The organism is Frigidibacter sp. MR17.24 (genome assembly GCF_037095655.1).
Classification (GTDB): Bacteria; Pseudomonadota; Alphaproteobacteria; order Rhodobacterales; family Rhodobacteraceae; genus Frigidibacter.
This window is the reverse complement of the sequence record NZ_JBAWKE010000001.1, coordinates 1,410,561-1,431,489: the sequence shown is the minus strand read 5'-3', so window position 1 is coordinate 1,431,489 and position 20,929 is coordinate 1,410,561. Positions and strand designations below refer to the sequence as shown.

At 71.8% G+C, this 20,929-nt stretch carries 20 protein-coding genes; 8 read left to right on the top strand and 12 right to left on the bottom strand.

Annotated elements, in window-relative coordinates; translation table 11 throughout:
* Positions 1 to 121 precede the first annotated feature (121 nt).
* Positions 122 to 358 (top strand): Lrp/AsnC ligand binding domain-containing protein, encoded by a 237-nt coding sequence (locus tag V8J39_RS06825; protein ID WP_336460086.1) that lies wholly within the window; start codon positions 122 to 124, stop codon positions 356 to 358.
* Between the two features lie 211 nt (positions 359 to 569).
* Here V8J39_RS06825 and V8J39_RS06820 read toward each other — a convergent pair whose 3' ends face one another.
* The 10 genes from V8J39_RS06820 to V8J39_RS06775 all read right to left on the bottom strand — a co-directional run bounded on the left by V8J39_RS06820 (position 570) and on the right by V8J39_RS06775 (position 9,752).
* Positions 570 to 1,349, bottom strand: a complete 780-nt coding sequence (locus tag V8J39_RS06820) for a TIGR02186 family protein (protein WP_336460085.1) — start codon at positions 1,347 to 1,349, stop codon at positions 570 to 572.
* Complete coding sequence (locus V8J39_RS06815) at positions 1,346 to 2,269, bottom strand: sulfite exporter TauE/SafE family protein (protein WP_336460084.1); 924 nt, start codon at positions 2,267 to 2,269, stop codon at positions 1,346 to 1,348. Before V8J39_RS06815 ends, V8J39_RS06820 begins: the two co-directional genes overlap by 4 nt.
* A 235-nt stretch (positions 2,270 to 2,504) precedes the next feature.
* Positions 2,505 to 3,323, bottom strand: coding sequence for a purine-nucleoside phosphorylase (locus tag V8J39_RS06810; protein WP_336460083.1), 819 nt, complete (start codon positions 3,321 to 3,323; stop codon positions 2,505 to 2,507).
* Entirely contained in the window at positions 3,307 to 4,272 is a 966-nt protein-coding gene (locus V8J39_RS06805) for an ABC transporter permease (protein WP_336460082.1), read from the bottom strand. Before V8J39_RS06805 ends, V8J39_RS06810 begins: the two co-directional genes overlap by 17 nt.
* The gene (locus V8J39_RS06800; RefSeq protein WP_336460081.1) at positions 4,272 to 5,366 is read right to left on the bottom strand and encodes an ABC transporter permease; all 1,095 of its coding nucleotides are present in this window, start codon (positions 5,364 to 5,366) and stop codon (positions 4,272 to 4,274) included. The genes V8J39_RS06805 and V8J39_RS06800 overlap by 1 nt, the downstream gene beginning before the upstream one ends.
* Complete coding sequence (locus V8J39_RS06795; RefSeq protein ID WP_336460080.1) at positions 5,363 to 6,895, bottom strand: ABC transporter ATP-binding protein; 1,533 nt, start codon at positions 6,893 to 6,895, stop codon at positions 5,363 to 5,365. Before V8J39_RS06795 ends, V8J39_RS06800 begins: the two co-directional genes overlap by 4 nt.
* 28 nt (positions 6,896 to 6,923) lie before the next feature.
* Complete coding sequence (locus V8J39_RS06790) at positions 6,924 to 7,913, bottom strand: BMP family lipoprotein (protein WP_336460079.1); 990 nt, start codon at positions 7,911 to 7,913, stop codon at positions 6,924 to 6,926.
* Positions 7,914 to 8,038: 125 nt separating this feature from the next.
* Entirely contained in the window at positions 8,039 to 8,476 is a 438-nt protein-coding gene (gene rimI / locus V8J39_RS06785; RefSeq protein ID WP_336460078.1) for a ribosomal protein S18-alanine N-acetyltransferase, read from the bottom strand.
* Positions 8,473 to 9,072, bottom strand: a complete 600-nt coding sequence (tsaB, locus tag V8J39_RS06780) for a tRNA (adenosine(37)-N6)-threonylcarbamoyltransferase complex dimerization subunit type 1 TsaB (protein ID WP_336460077.1) — start codon at positions 9,070 to 9,072, stop codon at positions 8,473 to 8,475. Before tsaB ends, rimI begins: the two co-directional genes overlap by 4 nt.
* 116 nt (positions 9,073 to 9,188) lie before the next feature.
* Complete coding sequence (locus tag V8J39_RS06775) at positions 9,189 to 9,752, bottom strand: NifU family protein (protein WP_336460076.1); 564 nt, start codon at positions 9,750 to 9,752, stop codon at positions 9,189 to 9,191.
* A gap of 317 nt (positions 9,753 to 10,069) precedes the next feature.
* Here V8J39_RS06775 and V8J39_RS06770 point away from each other — a divergent pair, with 317 nt between their 5' ends.
* Positions 10,070 to 10,795, top strand: coding sequence for a prephenate dehydrogenase (locus V8J39_RS06770; protein ID WP_336460075.1), 726 nt, complete (start codon positions 10,070 to 10,072; stop codon positions 10,793 to 10,795).
* 290 nt (positions 10,796 to 11,085) lie between these two features.
* On the opposite strand, the gene V8J39_RS06765 is transcribed toward V8J39_RS06770, so the two are convergent.
* A complete protein-coding gene (locus tag V8J39_RS06765) occupies positions 11,086 to 11,541 on the bottom strand; it encodes a universal stress protein (protein WP_336460074.1) in 456 nt (151 codons plus the stop codon).
* Between the two features lie 477 nt (positions 11,542 to 12,018).
* The gene (locus tag V8J39_RS06760) at positions 12,019 to 12,903 is read right to left on the bottom strand and encodes a branched-chain amino acid aminotransferase (protein WP_336460073.1); all 885 of its coding nucleotides are present in this window, start codon (positions 12,901 to 12,903) and stop codon (positions 12,019 to 12,021) included.
* Positions 12,904 to 14,013: 1,110 nt separating this feature from the next.
* Here V8J39_RS06760 and V8J39_RS06755 point away from each other — a divergent pair.
* The 6 genes from V8J39_RS06755 to V8J39_RS06730 all read left to right on the top strand — a co-directional run bounded on the left by V8J39_RS06755 (position 14,014) and on the right by V8J39_RS06730 (position 20,885).
* Positions 14,014 to 15,708, top strand: a complete 1,695-nt coding sequence (locus V8J39_RS06755) for a tetratricopeptide repeat protein (RefSeq protein WP_336460072.1) — start codon at positions 14,014 to 14,016, stop codon at positions 15,706 to 15,708.
* A 53-nt stretch (positions 15,709 to 15,761) separates the two neighbouring features.
* Positions 15,762 to 16,670, top strand: coding sequence for a phosphatase PAP2 family protein (locus tag V8J39_RS06750; RefSeq protein WP_336460071.1), 909 nt, complete (start codon positions 15,762 to 15,764; stop codon positions 16,668 to 16,670).
* A gap of 9 nt (positions 16,671 to 16,679) precedes the next feature.
* On the top strand, positions 16,680 to 18,194 hold the full coding sequence (locus V8J39_RS06745; protein WP_336460070.1) for a S8 family serine peptidase: 1,515 nt from the start codon (positions 16,680 to 16,682) through the stop codon (positions 18,192 to 18,194).
* Between the two features lie 126 nt (positions 18,195 to 18,320).
* On the top strand, positions 18,321 to 19,283 hold the full coding sequence (locus V8J39_RS06740; protein WP_336460069.1) for an ABC transporter substrate-binding protein: 963 nt from the start codon (positions 18,321 to 18,323) through the stop codon (positions 19,281 to 19,283).
* 49 nt (positions 19,284 to 19,332) lie between these two features.
* The gene (locus V8J39_RS06735; protein ID WP_336460068.1) at positions 19,333 to 20,106 is read left to right on the top strand and encodes an ABC transporter permease; all 774 of its coding nucleotides are present in this window, start codon (positions 19,333 to 19,335) and stop codon (positions 20,104 to 20,106) included.
* Positions 20,103 to 20,885: an ABC transporter ATP-binding protein gene (locus tag V8J39_RS06730; protein WP_336460067.1), complete on the top strand. Its 783-nt coding sequence runs from the start codon at positions 20,103 to 20,105 to the stop codon at positions 20,883 to 20,885. The genes V8J39_RS06735 and V8J39_RS06730 overlap by 4 nt, the downstream gene beginning before the upstream one ends.
* Positions 20,886 to 20,929 lie beyond the last annotated feature (44 nt).

Genomic DNA, 20,929 nt, shown 5'->3' with positions numbered 1-20,929 from the left:
CCGGCTGGCTCGGGCGCATCGGGGGGGAGGGATGCGCGACGAAAACCGAACGGGGGGCGGGGGGCATTGTTCCCGCGCCGGCGCGCGCCTATCCTGCGCCCGGACAGATCAGGAGACCCCAATGCGCTGCGTTTTCGTGCAGTTCCGCTGCGACCCCGGCAAGACCTACGAGGTCGCCGACCGGATCTACGACCGCGAGGTGGTGTCCGAGCTGTTCTCGACCTCGGGCGAATGGGACCTGATCGCCAAGGTCTACGTGCCCGACGATGCCGATGTCGGCCACTACCTGAACGAGCAGCTGTTCGGGATCGAGGGCATCAGCCGCACGCTGACGACGATGACCTTCAAGGCGTTCTGACCGCGACTTGCGGGGCAGGCGGCGCAGGCGGGCCGCACCCGGCGCGCGATGCCGCATCACCGCGTCATGACCGGCCACGGCGCGCCTTGCCGCGCCGGTCCCGACGGGCAGCCGCGGAGCAGGAATCGCGCGACATCGCGGGGCAAGCGTCGCCGCGCGGCCTGACTATCATCCTGCCGGCCTGACTGTCCTGCCGATGGGCGTCCGGTCGCTATCGGCGCAGCCAGGCGAAGCCCGCCGAGGCGGCATAGCCCGCCAGCGCGGCGATCATCAGCGCGAGAAGGCCGTAGAGCGCCGGCTGCTCGCGGCTGAGCACGAACAGCCACCGCTCGAGCCCGACCTTGCGCACGTCGACCACCGTCTCGTGCGCGTCGACGATCCGGCCGCCGCGGGTCAGGAAGATCCGCGCGCGATAGTCGCCCTCGCGCAGGTTGGCGGGCAGGCGGAAGCGGGTGCGGAACAGCGTGTCCTCGGCCAGCTCGACCGCGCCCTCGTCCAGCTCGTAGGCGCCTTCGTCCTCGCGCAGCCGCACCAGCGCCTGAACGAAGCTTGGCGCGCCCTCGATCGTGGCGCCGACAGAGCGGATCGCGCGGTTGATCGTGATCGAGTTGCGCAGGTCCTCGGTGTCGGTCAGCACCTCGCGCAGCGGCGCGGTGGTGGCGACGGCATAGTAGCTCGGGGCGTGGTCGACATCGACCTGATCGGTGTTGACCCAGATCCCGGCGACCCGCGACTTGCGCCGCACCGTCAGTTCCTCCTGCGGGCCCTCGAGCGTGACGATGACCTGCAGCGGCGGCGCCTCGGCGATCGGCTCCTCGCGCTTGACCGCGCCGAAGACCAGGATCTCGGACCCGGTGAAGGTGGTGTCGATCGCGATGCGGTTCTGCGACAGGCCGGCGACGACCTCTTCGGCCAGAAGCGGCGCCGGGGCGAGCGGCGCCACCGAGAGCGCAAGCGGCAGGCAGAGCGAGCGGGCGAGGCGGCGGATCATGCGGCGCGCCCCTTCGGAACCACGGAATACAGATCGGCCGGCGTCAGCAGCAGCTCGAGCGCGAGCTTGCCGCAGACCGCGAGCACCAGCAGCGCGAGCAGGATGCGCAGCTGCTCGGCCTTGAGCCGCGCGCCGACCTGCGTGCCGATCTGCGCGCCGATCACCCCGCCGACGATCAGCAGCAGCGCCAGCACCATGTCCACCGACTGGTTGGTCAGCGCATGCATGAAGGTGGTGAAGCCCGAGACGAACAGGATCTGGAACAGCGAGGTGCCGACGACGACCTTGGCGGGCATGCCCAGCAGGTAGATCATCGCGGGCACCATGACGAAGCCGCCGCCCACGCCCATGATCGCGGCCAGCACCCCCACGCCCAGCCCGACGAGGAACGGCGGGATCACCGAGATGTAGAGCCCCGAGGCGCGGAAGCGCATCTTCAGCGGCATCCGGTGCACCCAGCCGTGCTGCTTGCGCTTGGGCAGCTGCTGCGGACCCTTGCGCTGGCGCAGGATCGCGCGCAGCGATTCCTGGAACATCAGCATCCCGACCGAGCCGAGGAACACCACGTAGCACAGCTGCACCGCGAGATCGATCTGCCCCAGCCGCGACAGCAGGTTGAACAGGAAGATGCCCAGGCCCGACCCGGTCATGCCCCCCGCCAGCAGCACCCAGCCCATGCGGAAATCGACGCCCTTGCGCCGGATATGCGCCAGCAGTCCCGAGACCGACGAGGCCACGACCTGGTTCGCCCCGGTGGCGACCGCGATCGCCGGCGGCACGCCCGCGAAGAACAGCAGCGGCGTGATCAGGAAGCCGCCCCCGACGCCGAACATGCCCGAGACCAGCCCGACGATGCCGCCAAGGCCGAGCAGGAGGAAAGCGTTCACCGAGACCTCGGCGATGGGGAGGTAGATCTGCATCTGGCCTGTCCGGAGAGCGGGTGGGAGCGCGCGGTGTCTGCGCCTCCCATTTCGCGCGAATCGGGCGGTTGTCAAACCATGATGCCGCAATCCGGACCGGGCGTGTCGCCAAGGCTTCAGCCCGCTTAACCCTATGTGATCAGTCGTGTTTTATTCCGGGGTGCCGAGGGGGCTCTGCCCCCGCCGCGTTCCGCGGCCCCCCGGGATATTTGGACCAATGCGAAAGCGCGCGCGGTCAGGCCAGAAGCCGGGTCAGCACCCGGGCCAGCTTCGCGGCGCCGAGGGGGGCCATGGCCTTGGTGTGCTCGTGGCTGATGTTCTCGTCCGACATCCCGGCCGCCATGTTGGTGATGACCGAGATCGCCGCGACCTCGAGGCCGAGGAAGCGCGCGAGGATCACCTCGGGCACGGTCGACATGCCGACGGCATCGGCGCCCAGGGTGCGGATCGCGCGGATCTCGGCCGGGGTCTCGAAGCTGGGGCCCGAGTACCAGGCGTAGACGCCCTCGTGCAGCTCGACCTGCTCCTGCGTGGCGGCGGCGCGCAGCGCGGCCCGCAGGGCGGGCGAATGGGCGGCGGTCATCGGCACGAAGCGCGCATCCGTCGGCTCGCCGATCAGCGGGTTCAGGCCCGAGAAGTTGATGTGGTCCGACAGCAGCATCAGCGATCCGGGCGGCATGTCGGGCTGCAGCGAGCCCGCGGCATTGGTCAGGATCAGCCGGGTGACGCCAAGCGCCTTCAGCGTCTCGAGCGGCAGGCGCATCGCGGCGGGGTTGCCGCGTTCGTAGTAGTGTTCGCGCCCGCCCAGCACCGCGAGGCGCGTCGCGCCGATCGTGCCGATGGCGAGTTTCGGGCTGTGGCCCGAGACGCCGGCATGGGGAAAGCCCGGCAGGTCGGCATAGGGGATCTGCACGCCCTCGACCGCCTCGACCATGCCGCCGAGACCCGAGCCGAGCACCAGCGCGGTGCCCACGGGCGCGATCCCGGCGACGGCATGGATGCGCGCGGCCAGCGCCTCGGGCGTGAGCAGGGCGTTCTCAGCGCTCTTTGACATAGGGTTCGCCTCCGGCGCGGGGGGGGACCGCCTTGCCGATGAAGCCGGCCAGGATGATGACGGTCAGGATGTAGGGCAGGGCCTGCATGAACTGGATCGGCAGCACCACGCCGAACAGGTCGATGTTCTGCCAGCGGTTTGACACCGCCTCGAGCGCGCCGAACAGCAGGCAGGCGCCGAGCGCGGGGAAGGGGCGCCATTTCGCGAAGATCAGTGCCGCGAGCGCGATGTAGCCGCGCCCCGCCGTCATCTCCTTGACGAAGCCCGCCGAGAGCGCGGTGGCGAGATAGACCCCCGCGAGCCCCGCGAGCAGGCCGCAGATCAGCACCGCGCCGTAGCGCAGCCCCGCGACCGAGACGCCGGCGCTGTCGACCGCGCCCGGGTTTTCGCCCACCGCGCGCAGGCGCAGGCCGAAGCGGGTGCGGTAGAGCAGCCACCAGGTCGCGGGCACGCAGGCGACCGCGATGTAGACCAGCACCGCGTGACCCGAGATCAGCTCGGCGTAGATCGGGCCGATCACCGGCACCGGGCGCAGGGTCTCGGCCAGCGGCAGGGTGATCGCGTTGAACCGCGCGTCGCCCGACAGCGCCGGGGTGCGGCCGCCCTGCTGGAACCAGTCCTGCGCCATCAGCACCGTCAGCCCCGAGGCCAGGAAGTTGATCGCCACGCCCGAGATCAGCTGGTTGCCGCGGAAGGTGATCGAGGCCAGCCCGTGCAGCGCCGCCAGCACCATCGAGCCCGCGACCCCCGCAAGCAGCCCGAGCCAGACATGGCCGGTGGTGTAGGCGACCGCGCCCGACAGCATCGCGGCCATCAGCATCTTGCCCTCGAGCCCGATGTCGAAGACCCCGGCGCGTTCCGAGAACAGGCCCGCGAGGCAGGCGAACAGCAGCGGGATCGCCAGCCGGATCGTGCTGTCGGCCAGCACCAGCAGGGTGGTCGTGTCCATCACGCGGTCCTCCGGCGGAACAGGGCGAAGACGCGCTCGACCGCCATCCGCATCATCTGGTCGAGCGCCCCGGTGAACAGGATCACCAGCGCCTGCACCACGGTCCTGAGTTCCAGCGGGATTGAGGTCCAGAGGCCAAGCTCGGCCCCGCCCTGGTAGAGGAAGCCGAACAGGAGCGAGGCCAGCAGCACCCCGAACGGGTGGTTGCGCCCCATCAGCGCCACCGCGATGCCGATGAAGCCCGCGCCCTCGACCGAGTTCAGCACCAGCCGCTCGGCCTCGCCCATCACGTTGTTGACCGCCATCAGCCCCGACAGCCCGCCCGAGATCAGCATGGCGATCATCGTGATCCGCGTGGGCGAGATGCCGGCATAGACCGCGGCGGGCTCGGACTTGCCGAAGGCGCGGATCTCGTAGCCCAGGCGCGAGCGGAACAGCAGCAGCCAGACGCCGAGGCAGGCGGCGAGGGCGATGAAGAAGGTGATGTTCGCGGGCGTGTTCGGGCCGAAGACCGCCGAGAGGCCGGGGATGTTGTGCAGCGTGGGCAGGCCCGCGCCCTCGGGGAAGCGGGCGGTCGCCGGGTCCATGCTGCCCACCGGGCGCAGGACGTTGACGAGCATGTAGTTCAGCACCGCCGCGGCGATGAAGTTGAACATGATCGTGGTGATCACGATGTGGCTGCCGCGGCGCGCCTGCAGCCAGGCCGGGATCGCCGCCCAGGCCGCGCCGAAGACCGCGCCGCCCACCATCGCCGCCGGCAGCGCCAGCGCCCAGTGCGGCCAGGGCAGCGCGAGGCAGACCAGCGCGACGCCGAGGCCGCCGATCCCCGCCTGCCCCTCGCCGCCGATGTTGAACAGCGACGCGCGGAACGCCACCGACACCGCAAGCCCGGTGAACAGGAAGTTCGTCGCGTAATAGAGCGTGTAGCCCCAGCCATAGGCCGATCCGAGCGCGCCCACGACCATGGTGTTCAGCGCCTCGACCGGGTCCTCGCCGATGCCGAGGATCACGAGGCCCGAGATCAGGAAGGCCGCGAGCAGGCTCAGCACCGGCACGAGCGCCACGTCGGCCCATTGCGGCAGCGGCTGTCTCATGCGGCGACCCCCGCCATCAGCAGGCCCAGTTCGCGCTCGTCGGTGGCGGCGGTCTGCCGCTCGCCCATCACGGCGCCGTCGAACATCACCGCGACCCGGTCCGACAGCGCGAAGATCTCGTCCAGCTCGACCGAGACCAGCAGCACCGCGCGGCCGGCGTCGCGCAGTTCGATGATGCGGCGGTGGATGAACTCGATCGCGCCGATGTCGACGCCGCGGGTGGGCTGGCCGACCAGCAGAAGGTCCGGGTCGCGCTCGATCTCGCGCGCCAGCACGATCTTCTGCTGGTTGCCGCCCGAGAAGCTTTTCGCGGCCAGCGCGGGCAGCGGCGGGCGGACGTCGAAACGCTCCATCTTGGCCTTCGTGTCCTCGATCAGCGCGCGCTGGTCGATCAGCGGCCCGGTGCCATAACCCGCGCGGTGATAGCCGAAGGCCACGTTCTCCCAGGCGGTGAAGTCGAGGATCAGGCCCAGGTGATGGCGGTCCTCGGGCACGTGGCCCATGCCGGCGCCGCGCCGGGCGCGGGCGTCGGCGCCGCGCCCCGTCAGCTCGAGCGGGCGGCCATTGAGGGTGATCTCGCCGGTGATCTCGCCGTGGTGGTGGATGCCGGCCAGCACCGCGAGCAGCTCTGACTGGCCGTTGCCGGCGACGCCGGCGATGCCCAGCACCTCGCCGCGGGCGATGTCGAAGCTGACGTCCTTCAGCCGCCGCACGCCCTGGGCGTCGGTCACCGACAGGTTGCGCACCGACAGCACCGTCTCGCCCGGCGTCGCCTGCGCCTTGGCCACGCGCAAGAGCACCTTGCGCCCCACCATCAGCTCGGCCAGCTGTTCGGGCCCGGTCTCGGCGGTCCGGACGGTCGCGGTCATCTCGCCGCGGCGCATGACGCTGACGGTGTCGGTGATCTCCATGATCTCGCGCAGCTTGTGGGTGATCAGGATCACCGTCTTGCCCTGTTCGCGCAGGCCGCGCAGGATCCGGAACAGGTGGTCGGCCTCGGCCGGCGTCAGCACGCCCGTCGGCTCGTCCAGGATCAGGATCTGCGCGTCGCGGTACAGCGCCTTGAGGATCTCGACCCGCTGCTGGTGGCCGACCGACAGGTCCTCGATCCGGGCGTCGGGGTCGACCTCGAGCTCGTAATCCTCGGCCAGCTTTTTCAGCGCGGCGCGCGCGCGGGCGAGGGACGGGCGCAAAAGCCCGCCGCCCTCGGCCCCGAGGATGACGTTCTCAAGGACGGTGAAATTCTGCACCAGCTTGAAATGCTGGAAGACCATGCCGATGCCGGCGCGGATCGCGGCTTGGCTGTCGGGGATCTGGGTCTCGCGGCCGGCGATGCGGATGGTGCCGCTGTCGGCGCGGTAGAAGCCGTAAAGGATCGACATCAGCGTCGACTTTCCGGCCCCGTTCTCGCCGATGATGCCGTGGATCGTGCCCGGCGCCACGCGCATCGAGATGTCGCGGTTCGCCTGCACCGGGCCGAAGGCCTTGGAAATGCCGACGAGCTCGATGGCGGGGGTGTCCCCCGCCATCGCTTCAGCCGTTCCGGGGGCCATGCCGTCAGTTCACCGGGCAGGTGTTGTCGGCCATGTAGTCATGCACCTTGATCTCGCCGCTCGCGATCTTGGCGGCGGCCTCGTCGACGGCGGCCTTCATCTCGTCGGTGACCAGCGGCGCGTTGTTGTCGTCCAACGCATAGCCGACACCGCCGGCGGCGAGGTCCATCACCTTCACCCCCGGCTCGAGATCGGCGCCGGCCTTGAACGCGTCGTAGACGGCGTTGTCGACGCGCTTGACCATCGAGGTCAGCACCTTGCCCGGGTGCAGGTGGTTCTGGTTGCTGTCGACGCCGATCGACAGGATGCCCTCGTCGGCCGCGGCCTGCAGCACGCCGATGCCGGTGCCGCCGGCGGCGGCATAGATCACGTCGGCGCCCTGGCTCTTCTGGCTGCGCGCAAGCTCGCCGCCCTTCACCGGGTCGTTCCAGGCCGCGGGCGTGGTGCCGGTCATGTTGGCCACGACCTTGGCGTCGGGCTTGGCAGCCATCACGCCCTGGGCATAGCCGCATTCGAACTTGCGGATCAGCGGGATGTCCATGCCGCCGATGAAGCCGACGGTCCCGGTCTTCGAGGCCATCGCCGCCATCATGCCGACGAGGTACGAGCCCTGCTCCTCGGTGAAGACGACCGACTCGACGTTGGGCTGCTCGGTCACCATGTCGATGATCGCGAACTTGGTGTCGGGATAGTCGGGGGCGACGGTGTTGAGCACGTCGCCGAAGGCAAAGCCCGTCATCACGATCGGGTTCGAGCCCGACTCGGCCAGCCGGCGCAGCGCCTGCTCGCGCTGGGCCTCGGACTGCATCTCCAGCTCGCGGTAGCTGCCGCCGGTCTCTTCCTTCCAGCGCTCGGCGCCGGCGAAGGCGGCCTCGTTGAAGGATTTGTCGAACTTGCCGCCCAGATCGTAGATCAGCGCCGGATCGGCCGATGCGGCACCCGCGCCGATCACGACCAGCGCCGTCGCGCCAAGAATCTTGGTCATCAGGGTCATGGAACTCTCCCGTTGTCTCTGGTCGGGCCGGCCTTGTTGCTGCGGTGGCGGCCTCTGGACATGCCCGGGATCAGAGCCGGAAGCCCCGGACCGGTCAAGCCGGATTCCGCGGCGCGGCAGTCGCGTCAACCACTTGTGGGCAAAGCCCCGCCATCCAGCGGCCGCGACATCACCAGCGCGTCCTCGGTCCGGCCGTCGGGGTGGCGATAGTAGCGCGGCCGCCGCCCGGCCTCGGCGAAGCCCGCCCGCAGGTAGAGCGCGCGCGCGGCCGCATTGCCCGCCGCGACCTCGAGAAAGGCGGTCCCGGCGCCCCGCGCCCGCGCCGCGGCGAGAAACTGCGCGACCAGCCGCCCGGCGATGCCCTGCCGGCGCAGGGCGGGGGGCACGGCGATGGTCAGCAGCTCGGCCTCGCCGGCGGCGGCCCGGCCCAGCACGAAGGCCGTGCCCTCGGCCAGCAGGAAGCAGGCCGGATCGTCGAGCAGCCCGGCGAAGGCCGCCGCGCTCCAGGGCGGGGGGGCGGTGAAGCTTTCGGCATGGGCGCGCGCCAGCGCCTCGGGCGTCATCCGATCAGCTGCGGCGGCGGCGCGCCGGGGGCGGCATCGGCCTCGCGCAGGTAGAGGGGCGCGGGGCGGGGGCCGGGGTCGCCGTCGGCGAGGCGGCGCGCGGCGATGCGGGCGACGGCCTCGGGCAGGGGCAGGGCCGGCGCGGTGTCGAGCCCGATCAGCGGCGCGTCCGCGGCCGGCGGCTCGGCCGTCATCAGCGGCGCGGCGGGCGCGCAGCCGAACCCCTGCAGGTAGAGGTGGCCGCGCCGGGCATCGATCGCGGCGCGCATCGGCCGCGGCCCGGCCTCGGCCAGCGCCTGAAGCGTCGAGACCCCGATCGCCGGGATCCCCAGCGACAGCGCCAGCCCGCGCGCGGCGGCGACCGAGATCCGGATGCCGGTGAAGTTGCCCGGCCCGATGCCGACGCCGATCGCCGCGAGATCGTGCCAGTCGCGCCCGGCCTCGGCGAGGATCTCGGCCAGAAGCGGCATCAGGCGTTCGGCCTGGCCCTTGGCCATCTCCTCGGTGCGCAGCGCGACCAGCCGGTCGCCCTCCAGCAGCGCGGCCGCGCAATGCGCGGCCGAGGTGTCGAAGGACAGGATCAGGGGGGGCGTCATCTGCTGGGGGCTCGGGTCTTGGGCGCGCCGACTGCTGGCGCGCGGGTCTTTGCAGCGCCGGTCATTGGTCCGCCGCTTGCCCGCACCGGGGTCGCCCGCACCGGGGCGGCGGGCGATCAGGCCGCGACGGGGCGGACTTCCAGCACCTCGGGGATGTAGTGGCGCAGCAGGTTCTCGATGCCCATCTTCAGCGTCAGCGTCGACGAAGGGCAGCCCGCGCAGGCGCCCTGCATGTGCAGGTAGACCACGCCGCGGTCGAAGCCGTGGAAGGTGATGTCGCCGCCGTCCTGCGCCACCGCCGGGCGGACGCGGGTGTCCAGCAGCTCCTTGATCTGGGTCACGATCTCCTCGTCGGCCTCGTCATGCATCGCATGCCCGCCCGAGGGCGCGCCCTCGCCCTCGATCACCGGGGCGCCGGACTGGAAATGCTCCATGATCGCGCCGAGAAGCGCGGGCTTGAGGTGGTCCCAGGCCAGCGTCTCGGCCTTGGTCACGGTGACGAAATCGGTGCCGAAGAACACGCCCGTCACGCCCTCGACCGCGAACAGCCGGCGCGCCAGCGGCGATTTCTGCGCCGCCTCGGCCGAGGGGAAATCGGCGGTGCCAAGATCCAGCACGGTCTGGCCGGGCAGGAACTTCAGCGTCGCGGGGTTCGGGGTGGATTCGGTCTGGATGAACATCGGCAAGCCCTCCGGGTTGGCCCCCGATATGCGCCCTTGCCGGGCGCGGGTCAAGGTTTGGAACCGTTCTAAGGCGGCAGGGCGGGGCGGCGGCGGGGCGGGCAGGGGGCGCAGCGCGGCGTTGACCGCGCGCGGCCGGGGCGCTAGGGCTGCGCCATGAACACCCGGTCCATGCCCGTTTCGAGCTATTACGCGCTGCGCTAGTCGCAGCGGTGGACCATTGCACCCCCCGCTGCCCGGTCCGGCGGCGGCGTGACGGGAGGGTGGGCCCCCCGGGCCCGGCCCCGGCGGGCGGCCCCTGATAGGACCCGCCGATCATGGACCACACCGCCTTCGACGATCCCGCACCCCGGCTGGGGCTGTTCGGCTATGGCGCCTTCGGGCGGCTGGTGGCGCTTGGCCTGCGCGACCGGGCGCGCATCGTGGTGCACGACCCCGCGCCCGCGGCCGCGGCGCGGGCGGCGGCCGACGGCTTCGCGCTCGGCGATGCCGCCGAGGTCGCGGGCTGCCCGATCGTGGTGCTGGCGGTGCCGGTCGCCGCGCTCGAGGACTGCCTGCGCGCGATCGCGGGGCTGGTGCGGCCGGGGGCGCTGGTGGCCGATGTCGGCTCGGTCAAGGAGGGGCCGGCGCGGTTGATGGCGGCGATCCTGCCGCCCGGGGTGTCGGTGCTGGCGACGCATCCGCTGTTCGGCCCGGCGAGCCTCGGGGCCGGCCTGCGCGGCGGGCGGGTGGTGCTGTGCCCGGTCCGGGGCGAGTGGCGCGGCGTGGCGCGGGCGCTGCGCGGGCTGGGGCTGCGGGCGATCCGGCGCACGCCCGAGGCGCATGACCGCGAGGTCGCGCTGACGCAGGGCGTGGTGCATATGGTCGCGCGGATGCTGGGCGGGATCGAGGGCGGCACGCCCTTGGCCACGCGCAGCTACGAGGCGCTGGCCGCGGCGCTGGCGATGGTGCGCGACGACCCGCCCGAGCTGGTCGCGGCGATCCTCGAGGGCAATGCCCATGTCGCGCCGCTGCGGGCACGGCTGCGCGCGGCGCTGGGCTGAGGGGCGGCGCGCCCTCGGTCCGGCGCCCCGCCAGCGCAGGATGCGCCGCGCCGCACGACGCCCCCGCGCGGCGCGGCCCCGGCCGGGCTGTCGCGTCCGGCCGGCCCCAACGTGGCGGACCGGCATCCCCGCGCGCCGCCCTCTTGGCAGAGTGACATCGCCCGTCGCCGGCCGTGACCCGCAGGGCGCTTCGGGGCCGTCAGCGGATCGCTTTCGCACGGGTCCGTCGCGGCAGTCGCGCAACCGCCGCCCGCGTCACGGCCCCGGCCGGCCCCTCGCCGATCCGCGGCTCAGGTGATCGCCTCGAGCCGCTCTTTCGACATGTCGCCCGGCACCACCGTCATCGGGCAGGGCAGCGAGCCCGAGTTGCGCGACATCTGCGTCACCAGCGGGCCCGGGCCCGACTTGTCGGTGCCCGCCCCCAGCACGAGGATGCCGATCTCGGGGTCCTCGGCGATGGTGGCGAGAATCTCGGTCACCGCCTCGCCCTCGCGCACGATCAGGCTGGGGTCGATGCCCTGCCGGTCGCGCATCCATTTCGCGAAGACCTCGAAATGCGCCTCGATCCGCTCGCGCGCCTCGGCGCGCATGATCTCGGCCACGCCCATCCAGTGGCCGTATTCCTCGGGCGGGATCACCGCGAGGATCACGACGCCGCCGCCGGAATGGGCCGCGCGCATCGCCGCGAAGCGCATGGCGTTCAGGCATTCGCGGGTGTCGTCGAGCACGACGAGGAATTTGCGCATGATCGGGGGGTCTCCCTGCCGTCCCTCTGCGAGACGGCTTCTCGTAGGGTCATTCTGGGCGCAGTATACGAGCCTGCGGCGGGCGTGCAAACCCGCTCGCACCGGTCGCCCCGGCGCGGGGCAGGCGCGGGCGGGCACGGGGTCGCGTCGCCGGTCCATGCTGCCGGTCTGCTTCGTCACATGGCCGCCGTGCCGTCCACGGCCGCGGCCGTCGCCCGCCCGGTTCGGGCGGGAGGACGGTTCCGGCGGCGCAAGCGCGCCGCAGCCATCGTTGCCGGTGAAGGTGGGGCAACGGGCTGTTCGGTCGGCACCTTGCCCCTGCGGGCAGGTTGCGGCCCCGGTGTCGCCGCCCGGCCCGAGACACTGCCTGGCGCATGCACCGGGCACGGGCCGTCCGGCGCCGTGCCCTGCGGTCCAGCGCAGCCGGCCCGGGCGCGCGCAGCGGCCGGGCCGTCAGGCTTTCGGTCTGTCAGGTTCTCAGGCGGCGGCCGCGGCGCGGGCCTCGGCTGAATGCGCCCAGTCCCAGTAGAGCGCACGGACCCGCTTCGTCACCGGGTTGTCGCCATAGCGGCGGTCGTCGAAGGCCGAGACCGGCGTGACCTTGGCGAAGTTGCCCGACAGGAACACCTCGTCGGCGGCGCGGAAATCCTCGAGCGTCAGCACCGCCTCGACCACCTCGACCCCGTCGGCGCGCAGGTTGGCGATGTGGCGCGCCCGCGTCAGGCCCGACAGGAAGGTGCCGTTGGCGATCGGCGTGAAGACGACGCCGTCGCGCACCATGAACACGTTCGCGGTCGCGCTTTCGGCGACATTGCCCATCGCGTCCTGCACCAGCGCGTTGCCGAAGCCCTTGCGCTGCGCCTCGACCAGCATCCGCGCGTTGTTGGGATAAAGGCAGCCGGCCTTGGCGTTGCAGACGTTGTCGGCCAGCACCGGGCGGCGGAAGCTGGTCGTGGTCAGGGTCGTCGCCTTCTCGGCCGGCGGCATCGCCACCTCCTCGAGGCTGATGGCGAAGCCGGTCGCGCCCGCGGCCGGGGCCACGCCCAGGTCAGAGCCGTGGATCGCCCAGTACATCGGCCGGATGTAGACCGGCTGGTCCTTGCCATAGGCTTTCAGCCCCTCGCGCACGATGGCGGTGATCTCGTCCGCGGCCATCGACGGCTCGATCATCAGCGCCTCGGCCGAGCGGTTGAGGCGGGCGCAATGCGCGTCGAGATCGGGCGCGATCCCCTCGAAATAGCGTGCGCCGTCGAAGACCGAAGACCCCTGCCAGATCCCGTGGTCGGCGGCCTTCATCACCGCGATGTCGCCCTCGTGCCAGCGGCCGTCGAAGAAGGTGCGGATGTTGGTGCCAAATGCCATGTGTCGGATCCTCGTGAAGGTCGGTCGTCGCGCGCGGGGCCCGTGCCCCGGCCGGGCAGCGGCCGTGCCGGTTGCGGGCGCGACCTTAGGGGCGCCGGCGGGGGCGGTCCAGCCCCGCCGGCGGGTGACGGGGTGGGTCTGGCCGGTACCGGCGCGGGCGGGAGGGCGGGGCGGACCGGGCCGGGGCGTCGTGGCGGGGACGCGACGCGGCACTGGGGGCATGCGACCCCGGCCCGGAACGGTGCCGCCGGGGGATGGTGGCGGCACCCGTGCCAAAGCCTAGGGCCGGGATGAAACGGAATTGCGACGGCCCCGCATGGCCCGGGTCGCCCCCGCGTGCGACCGCCCCTGTTCGCCCCGCCTCGCCAAGCGCCGATTCGGCCAGAGTCGCGCCGGGCCGCGGCCCGCGGGATCGGGGCGGCCCGGGCGTGAGCGGGCCCGATCCCGGCGTGAGCGGCGCCGGGTACGGCGTGAGCGGACCGCGACCGGGCGTGAGCAGGCGTGAGCGGGCGGGGGCCGCGGGCGGCGACACGTCGGGGGATGCTGAAAAAAACTTAGGTGTTCGAACAGTCGGTTGTTAAAAATTTCGCGTTTTGCGCCGTGGACCGGCCGCTCCCTAACGCTGCGCTCACGGCCCCGGGACAGGGTGATGGGGCGAAACGGAACCGAGGGTGGCACCGCAGTGTGGTGACGAGTTCCGGACCGGGGCGGAGGGGCGGCACGTGCGGGTGCCGGTCTGCAAACCCCGGTCTTGTCGGGGGGCCGGTGTCGGCGGCACCCCGGCATGTTGACGCTGCCCTCGGCCCGCCGTTGCGCCTGTTAAAGGGAGATTTCCCTGCTCCCTCTCTGTCGCCCCGGGGGGCCTCTTGCCCCGGGGCGGCTTTTTGCAAGGCCAGGATTTAGACCAAAGACATTTTCCGGAGCGTCCCTGTGATTTCGAAAACAGCTCTGTCCTTACCCAGACAGGGATCGCTCTCCCCGGCATCCGAGCCCGCTTTGCGCGGGCTCGGAAGTCCGTTAGCATACCCTCGTTCGGTGAATTGCCTTGGTGTCAGGGTGTACGGGATGAGTGGTGGCGGGCGAACCCAGAGCGGGCTCGCAGGGGGCGGTTTGCGCCTTTTCCTGCTGGGTCCCCTGCGCCTTGTCGATGCCGAGGGGCGCGACGTCACCCCCGGCCCGGGCCTGCAGCGCGCGATTCTCGCGGTGCTTGCCCTTGCGCCCCATGGCACCGTCACCCGCGTCCGCCTTCAGGACCTGTTCTGGGCCGAGAAGGACCCGAGCCTTGCCGCGCAAAGCCTGCGCACCGCGCTGCACGGCCTGCGCCGCAGCCTCGGCGCGCTCTCGCCCTCGCTGCTGGCCACGGACGAGACCTCGGTCACGCTGTCGCTCGACGCGCTGGTCGTCGACCTGCTGACGCTCGAGCGTGGCGGGCCCTTGCCCTTCGCCCTGCGCGGCGAGATCCCCGATGTGCTCGAGGGGCTGAACCCGCGGCTGGGCGGGGCGGCGGAGGAATTCGAGGACTGGCTGCGCAGCCAGCGCAGCTACTGGTGCGACCGGATCGAGACCCGGCTGAGCGAGCCCGCGCCCGCGCCGCGCCCGGCCCCCGCGGCCGAGCCGCTGCTGCTGATGCCGGGCGAGCGCGATCCCGACCGGCCGATCCTGGGGCTGCTGCTGCCGGTGCTGCAGGGCGGGGGCGTGCGGGCACGGTTCCTCGCGGACGCGGTGCTCGACCGGCTGGCGCTGAGCCTGCGCGACGATCTTGGCGCGGTGATCTTCGACTACCGCGAGCTGGGCGGCGAGATCGAGATGGCCGGCCCGATCGAGGAGCCGGCGCTGTACCTGCGGCTGCATCTCTACCAGGAGGGCGACTGGTGCTCGATCCGCATCGTCGCGCTGGGGCAGGGCTGCCGCGAGATGGCCTGGTCGAGCGAGGTGCAGCTTGACGGCGCCTTCGCGGGCCCGATCGGCGAGACGGCGGCGGGCTTCTTCGCCGATGTCGTGGTGCAGGCGGCGGACACGATCGAGCAGCTGCGCGCCCGCGCGGACGGCGGCGCGACCGTCAGCCCGTTCCACGCGATGACGGTCATGTTCCAGTGCGACCACGGCGCGCTCGAGGGGCTGCGGCGCCAGATCGACGAAAGCTGGGACCGGACGGGGGACGCGATCTACCTGTCGCTCGCGGCCTATCTCAACACCTTCCGCGTGGCCGAAAGCTGGGGACGGTTCGACGAGGACCTGCGCACCGAGACGCTGGAGCTGATCGCCGCAGACCCGATGCGCACGACGCGCAACGGGCTGGCCTGCGCGCTGGCGGGCCATGCGACGGGCTTCATCCTGCACGATCGCGACGGGGCCGACGACTGGCTCACGCGGGCGCTGAAGCTGTCGCCGCGCTCGGCCTTCGCCTGGGATCACCTCGCGCTGCACCGCGCCTATGCCGGGCGGTTCACCGCCGCGCAGGAGGCGGCGGCGCGCGCGGTGCGGCTGGGCGGCGGCAGCCCGATCCGCTTCAGCTACGAGACCACGCAATGCATGATCGCCACGCTGCAGGGCGATTTCGACGGGGCCGCGGCCATCGGCCAGTCGGTGCTGGCGCAGCGGCCCGACTATCCGCCGGTGATGCGCTACACCGCCGTCAGCCTCGCGCATGGCGGCCAGACCGACGCGGCCAAGGCGCTGCTGGGCAAGGTGCGCCGGCTTGATCCCAGCTTCTCGACCGACTGGGCCGACCAGACCCGGATGTCGATCGTCGTGCCCGAGGCGCGCCAGCTTCTGCGCGCGGGCCTCGCGCGGGCCGGAATCTGAGGTGGGATCTGAGGTGCGATCTGGGGCGGGGATCTGAACGGAGAGACCGGGACATGCCATACTTCAGCGACCTTCTCGCGGCGACCTGGCTGCTGTCGGTGGGCGACAGCTTCGAGCTGGTGAGCCCGGCCGGCGCCGTCGCCCCGTCGCCGCCCGCGGGCCCGGCGCCCTCGGACGTGACCGAGGTCGCGGCGATCGCGGCGGGCGGCAGCGGCGCGGCCGGGGCGCTGAACCGCAACCGAAACCGCAATCGCAACAGGAACCGCAATCGCAACCGCGTGCTGGGCGGCAGCCGGACCGGGCAGGGCGGCGGCTTCGGCGGCGCGCAGATCCTCGCCCCCTGGCGCGAGCTGGAGATGCTGCACCGGCTCGCGCCCGCCTGGATCGACCTGCCGCTCGCGCTGCCGCCCGCGCCCTCGGGCCTGATGGCCGAGACGCTCGACCTGCTCGCGCGCCGCGCCCTGCTCGACACCCTGGCCGAGGCCGCGCGGCGCGACGAGATCCTGGGCCAGGTCGATCTCGAGCTGTCGGGCTACCTGCGTCCGCTCGGGATCGAAAGCGACGATGCCATGCCCGAGACGACGGCGCTGATGCTGACGGTGGTCTGGCTCGCCGAGACGGTGGGGCTGCGCTACAAGGCCCGCTACGACGCCCCGCGGCCCTCCGAGGTCAATCCCCAGCTCAAGCCCTTCGTGGCGGTGCCGGGCCATGCCTCCTACCCGTCGAACCACTCGTTCCAGTCCTATTCGATCGCCTTCGTGATGGCGCGGGTGATCCCCGAGCATCCCGGGATCTCGGCCCTGTTCCACTCGGCCCGCCGCATCGCCGAGAACCGCGAATGGGCGGGGGTGCACTACCCGTCGGACAGCCGCGCGGGCCACGATCTCGCGCGGATGATGGTGCCGGTCTACGAGATCGTGCTGGAAGAACAGATGCTGCGCGCCCGCGCGGAATGGCTCTAGGAGACGGTGATGGCGGAACTCGACGCGCCCAGCCCGGGCACCCGCGGATCGGGGCGCTACCCGGCCTACCACGCGCTGTGGCACCTGTTCGAGATCGGGGTGATCGAGGATCCGGCGACCTTCGCCGCCCCGGCCTGGGTCAAGGTCGAGACGGCGCGGGCCGCGCCCGGCGCGCCGCCCCCGACCCGGGTCGCGCTGATCGACACCTCGGTCGCGATGGACCACCCCAACCTCGCCCCGGCGATCGAGGGCGGGCTCGCGCTCGACCTGTTCTCGGCCCGCCACGGCGCCTTCCCGCGCCCCGGCCCGGCGCTGCCGCCCGAGCTTGCGCCCGCGGCCGCGCGCCCGGCGCCGATCGCGGCCGCGCAGCCCTATCTCGACCGGCTTGCCGAGGGGCTGCGCGCGGCCCATGCCGCGGGGCAGGACCCGGCGCCGCGGCCGGGCACCGTGTTTCCGGCCACGCGCGCCAGCTTCTCGGCGCATGGCACGGCGATGGCCGGGCTGATCGGCGCCCGCCCGCGCGCCGCGGCCGAGGTGCCGATGGTCGGCCCGACGCTCATGGACCTGCCCGGCGGCACCCCGCTCGCGCTGCCGGCGCCGGCCGGGGGGCTTGGCTTCGCCTATGCCGGCGTCGATCCCTACTGCCGGATCGTGCCGGTCTCGACCCATTTTGACCCCGAGCCCGAGCAGCTGATCCTCGCGCTGCTCTACGCCTGGATGATCCGCGCCGACCTGATCGTGCTCGCGCGCGAGGTGCCGGCCCCGGCCGCGGTCACTCCGCCCTTGCCGGGCGAGCCCGCCGACCTGCGCGAGCGGCTCTCGGCCCGGCTCGGCGTCGGGCTCGCCGCCGCCGAGATCGTCGGCTGGCAGGTGCTCGAGGCGCTGATCCTCGAGATCTCGAAGACGATCCCGATCCTGTGCGCGGCCGGCAATTCCGGCGAGGAGCGCATGGCCTATCCCGCAAGCCTCGCCGCGCCCGGCAACGGCATCATCGCCGTCGGCGCCCATGCCTCGACCGGTCAGCCCTCGGCCTTCAGCGCCGGTGGCACCGGGACGCCGGTCACCGTCTTCGCCCCCTCGGGCGACGGCGAGCGGCTGGACGAGCGGATCGCGCGGCTCGACCCCAACAGCGCCGGCTTCCGCGCCTGGGAGCAGGGCAGCGGCTATGCCGGGGCGATCGACAGCGTGCCGACGACCCGGGACATCTCGGCCAGCACCTACTCGCCGCTGGAAATCGTGACGACCGACGTGCCGGGGCGGGCCGGCTACAACGGCTCGGCCTTCACCGGGCTCGCGACCGAGGCGGGGGCGGTGCTCGACTACCGGTCCTACTATTGCCATTTCTCGGGCACCTCGGCGGCGACGGCGATCGCGGGCGGGATGCTGTCGCTGGCGATGTCGGCCGGGGTGATCCCGCGCGGGCAGGGGCCGCTGGCCAAGGAACTGCTGCAGGGGCCGGGCGTGCCGAATGCCGCGCTGGCCACCCCCAAGCTGCGCTGGTCGCGCATCCCGGGCGCCACCTGACGCCGCAGCCCGCCCATGATCCGGGCAGGCGCGCACCGTCAGCGCCGGTGGCGGGGGCTTTTGTATAGACAAAACCGGCAGCGGTTGGTTGCATTCCCATCGGAAACGACAACGGGGATTCGGACCATGACCGCCACCAGACTGCTGGCCCCTGCCGGCCTTGCCGCCCTGACCGCCTTCTCCGCGGCGCTGCCCGCGGCGGCGCAGGACATGACCGACGTGTCGATCGGCCTGTCGGGCTGGACCGGCTTCGCGCCGCTGACGCTGGCCAAGGAGACCGGCATCTTCGAGAAGCACGGGCTGAACGTCACCCTGACCAAGATCCCGCAGGCCTCGCGCGGGCTCGCGCTCGCCTCGGGCGACATCCAGTGCGCCGCGACCACGGTCGAGACCTGGCTGATCTGGGACGCAAACAACGTGAAGGCCACGCAGATCTTCCAGCTCGACAAGTCGCACGGCGCCGACGGCATGGTCGTCCGGAACGACATCGCCACCATCGCCGACCTCAAGGGCAAGACCGTCGCCGCCTCGGCCCCCGGCACCTCGCCCTATTTCTACCTGAACTGGATCCTGGCCAAGAACGGCATGTCGATCGACGACGTGACCGTGGTCAACCTCGAACCCGGTCCCGCCGCGCAGGCCTTCATCGCCGGCCAGAACGACGCCGCCATGACCTACGAGCCCTACCTGTCCTCGGTGCGCGAGGCCAAGGACGCCGGCAAGATCATCGCCACCACGCTCGACTACCCGGCGGTGATGGACACCTTCGGCTGCACCCCCGACTTCCTGTCGGACCACCCCGAGGCCGCCAAGGCCATCGCCGCCTCCTATGCCGACGCGCTCGCCATGATCGCCTCGGACAAGGACAAGGCCTTCGGGATCATGGGCGCCGACGTGAACCAGACCGCCGAGCAGTTCGGCGCCTCGGCCGGCTATCTCGAATGGCAGTCGCTCGACGCCGCGAAGACCTTCTTCGCCGACGAATACGTCACCTTCGCGACCGAGGCCGCCGACCTGCTGGTCAAGACCGGGCTGATCCAGACCGCGCCCGACGTCTCGACCCTGGTCGACACCCAGTATCTCGACTGACAGGATCGTCCCCCGGGTCCGCACCCGGGGGCATCACCGGACCCCCCGCATGAAACCGCTCGACCCGATCCATCCGCGCCGCCGCGTGGCGCTGGGCCTTCTGTTCTTCATCCTCTTCATCGCCGCCTGGTGGTTCGTCACCGCCACGGGCATCGTCACGCCGACCTTCCTGGCCTCGCCGCAGAAGATGCTGGCGGACGGCTGGTGGCTGCTGTCCAGGCGCGGCTTCGCCGAGGACATCGGCATGACCGCCTGGCGGGTCTTCGGCGGCTTCGGCATGGCCGCCGTGGTCGCGGTGCCGCTGGGCATCGCCATGGGCGCCTACAAGCCGATCGAGGCGCTGTTCGAACCCTTCATCTCCTTCGCCCGCTACCTGCCGGCCTCGGCCTTCGTGCCGCTCCTGATCCTGTGGGCCGGCATCGGCGAGACGCAGAAGCTTCTGGTGATCTTCATCGGCTCGGTGTTCCAGCTGATCCTGATGATCTCGGTCATCGTCGCCGGCACCCGCCGCGACCTGGTCGAGGCCGCCTACACGCTCGGCGCGCGCCAGTCGGGCATCCTGCGCCGCGTGGTCCTGCCCGCCGCCGCGCCCGAGATCGCCGAGACGCTGCGGCTGGTGCTGGGCTGGGCCTGGACCTACGTCATCGTGGCCGAGCTGATCGGCGCCTCGTCGGGCATCGGCTACATGATCATCAACGCCCAGGCGCTGATGGCCACGGGGCAGATGATCTTCGGCATCATCGTCATCGGCGTCATCGGCCTGATCACCGACCTCGTCTTCCGCCGCCTGAACCTTTGGGCCTTCGCCTGGAGATACGCATGAGCCTTCTGGACATCCGCGGCGTCAGCCGCGTCTTTCCCGGCGTGCGCGGCGGCGCGCCGGTCACCGCGCTGCAACCCACCGATCTCGCGCTGGACGAAAACGACTTCGTCACCATCCTCGGGCCCTCGGGCTGCGGCAAGTCCACGCTGCTGCGCATGGTCGCGGGGCTCGACACGCCGACCACGGGCACGATCACGCTGGACGGCAAGCCGGTCACCGGCCCCGGCGCCGACCGCGGCATGGTGTTTCAAAGCTACACGCTGTTCCCCTGGCTCACCGTGCGCCAGAACATCGGCTTCGGGCTGCGCGAAAAGGGCCTGCCCGCCGCCAAGACCCGCCAGATCGTCGAGACCTACATCGACCGCGTCGGCCTGCGCGGCTTCGAGAACCACTGGCCCCGGCACCTGTCGGGCGGCATGCAGCAGCGCTGCGCCATCGCGCGGGCGCTGGCCAACCAGCCCCGCGTGCTGCTGCTCGACGAGCCGTTCGGCGCGCTCGACAACCAGACCCGATCGCTGATGCAGGAACTGCTGCTGGGCATCTGGGAGCGCGAGAAGAAGACCGTGATCTTCGTCACCCACGACATCGAAGAGGCCGTGTTCATGGCCGGCCGCGTCGTGACGATGTCGGCCCGGCCCGGGCGCATCAAGTCGATCACCCCGGTGCCCTTCGCCCATCCGCGCACCTACACGCTGAAATCCGCCCCCGAATTCTCGGAGCTGCGGCTCAAGCTGACCGAAGAGCTGCGCGCCGAGGCGATCGCCGCCGCCATGGCCTGACATCCCGCGTGCCCCCTTGACGGGGGCAGGCGAATCCGCATCAA

Coding starts and splice junctions, on each gene's coding strand:
- V8J39_RS06750 (WP_336460071.1), top strand. CDS start 15,762: ATGCCATACTTCAGCGACCTTCTCGCGGCGACCTGGCTGCTGTCGGTG.
- V8J39_RS06815 (WP_336460084.1), bottom strand. CDS start 2,269: ATGCAGATCTACCTCCCCATCGCCGAGGTCTCGGTGAACGCTTTCCTC.
- V8J39_RS06730 (WP_336460067.1), top strand. CDS start 20,103: ATGAGCCTTCTGGACATCCGCGGCGTCAGCCGCGTCTTTCCCGGCGTG.
- V8J39_RS06810 (WP_336460083.1), bottom strand. CDS start 3,323: ATGTCAAAGAGCGCTGAGAACGCCCTGCTCACGCCCGAGGCGCTGGCC.
- V8J39_RS06745 (WP_336460070.1), top strand. CDS start 16,680: ATGGCGGAACTCGACGCGCCCAGCCCGGGCACCCGCGGATCGGGGCGC.
- V8J39_RS06800 (WP_336460081.1), bottom strand. CDS start 5,366: ATGAGACAGCCGCTGCCGCAATGGGCCGACGTGGCGCTCGTGCCGGTG.
- V8J39_RS06765 (WP_336460074.1), bottom strand. CDS start 11,541: ATGCGCAAATTCCTCGTCGTGCTCGACGACACCCGCGAATGCCTGAAC.
- rimI (WP_336460078.1), bottom strand. CDS start 8,476: ATGACGCCCGAGGCGCTGGCGCGCGCCCATGCCGAAAGCTTCACCGCC.
- V8J39_RS06760 (WP_336460073.1), bottom strand. CDS start 12,903: ATGGCATTTGGCACCAACATCCGCACCTTCTTCGACGGCCGCTGGCAC.
- V8J39_RS06805 (WP_336460082.1), bottom strand. CDS start 4,272: ATGGACACGACCACCCTGCTGGTGCTGGCCGACAGCACGATCCGGCTG.
- V8J39_RS06775 (WP_336460076.1), bottom strand. CDS start 9,752: ATGTTCATCCAGACCGAATCCACCCCGAACCCCGCGACGCTGAAGTTC.
- V8J39_RS06795 (WP_336460080.1), bottom strand. CDS start 6,895: ATGGCGGGGGACACCCCCGCCATCGAGCTCGTCGGCATTTCCAAGGCC.
- V8J39_RS06735 (WP_336460068.1), top strand. CDS start 19,333: ATGAAACCGCTCGACCCGATCCATCCGCGCCGCCGCGTGGCGCTGGGC.
- V8J39_RS06825 (WP_336460086.1), top strand. CDS start 122: ATGCGCTGCGTTTTCGTGCAGTTCCGCTGCGACCCCGGCAAGACCTAC.
- V8J39_RS06770 (WP_336460075.1), top strand. CDS start 10,070: ATGGACCACACCGCCTTCGACGATCCCGCACCCCGGCTGGGGCTGTTC.
- V8J39_RS06790 (WP_336460079.1), bottom strand. CDS start 7,913: ATGACCCTGATGACCAAGATTCTTGGCGCGACGGCGCTGGTCGTGATC.
- tsaB (WP_336460077.1), bottom strand. CDS start 9,072: ATGACGCCCCCCCTGATCCTGTCCTTCGACACCTCGGCCGCGCATTGC.
- V8J39_RS06740 (WP_336460069.1), top strand. CDS start 18,321: ATGACCGCCACCAGACTGCTGGCCCCTGCCGGCCTTGCCGCCCTGACC.
- V8J39_RS06820 (WP_336460085.1), bottom strand. CDS start 1,349: ATGATCCGCCGCCTCGCCCGCTCGCTCTGCCTGCCGCTTGCGCTCTCG.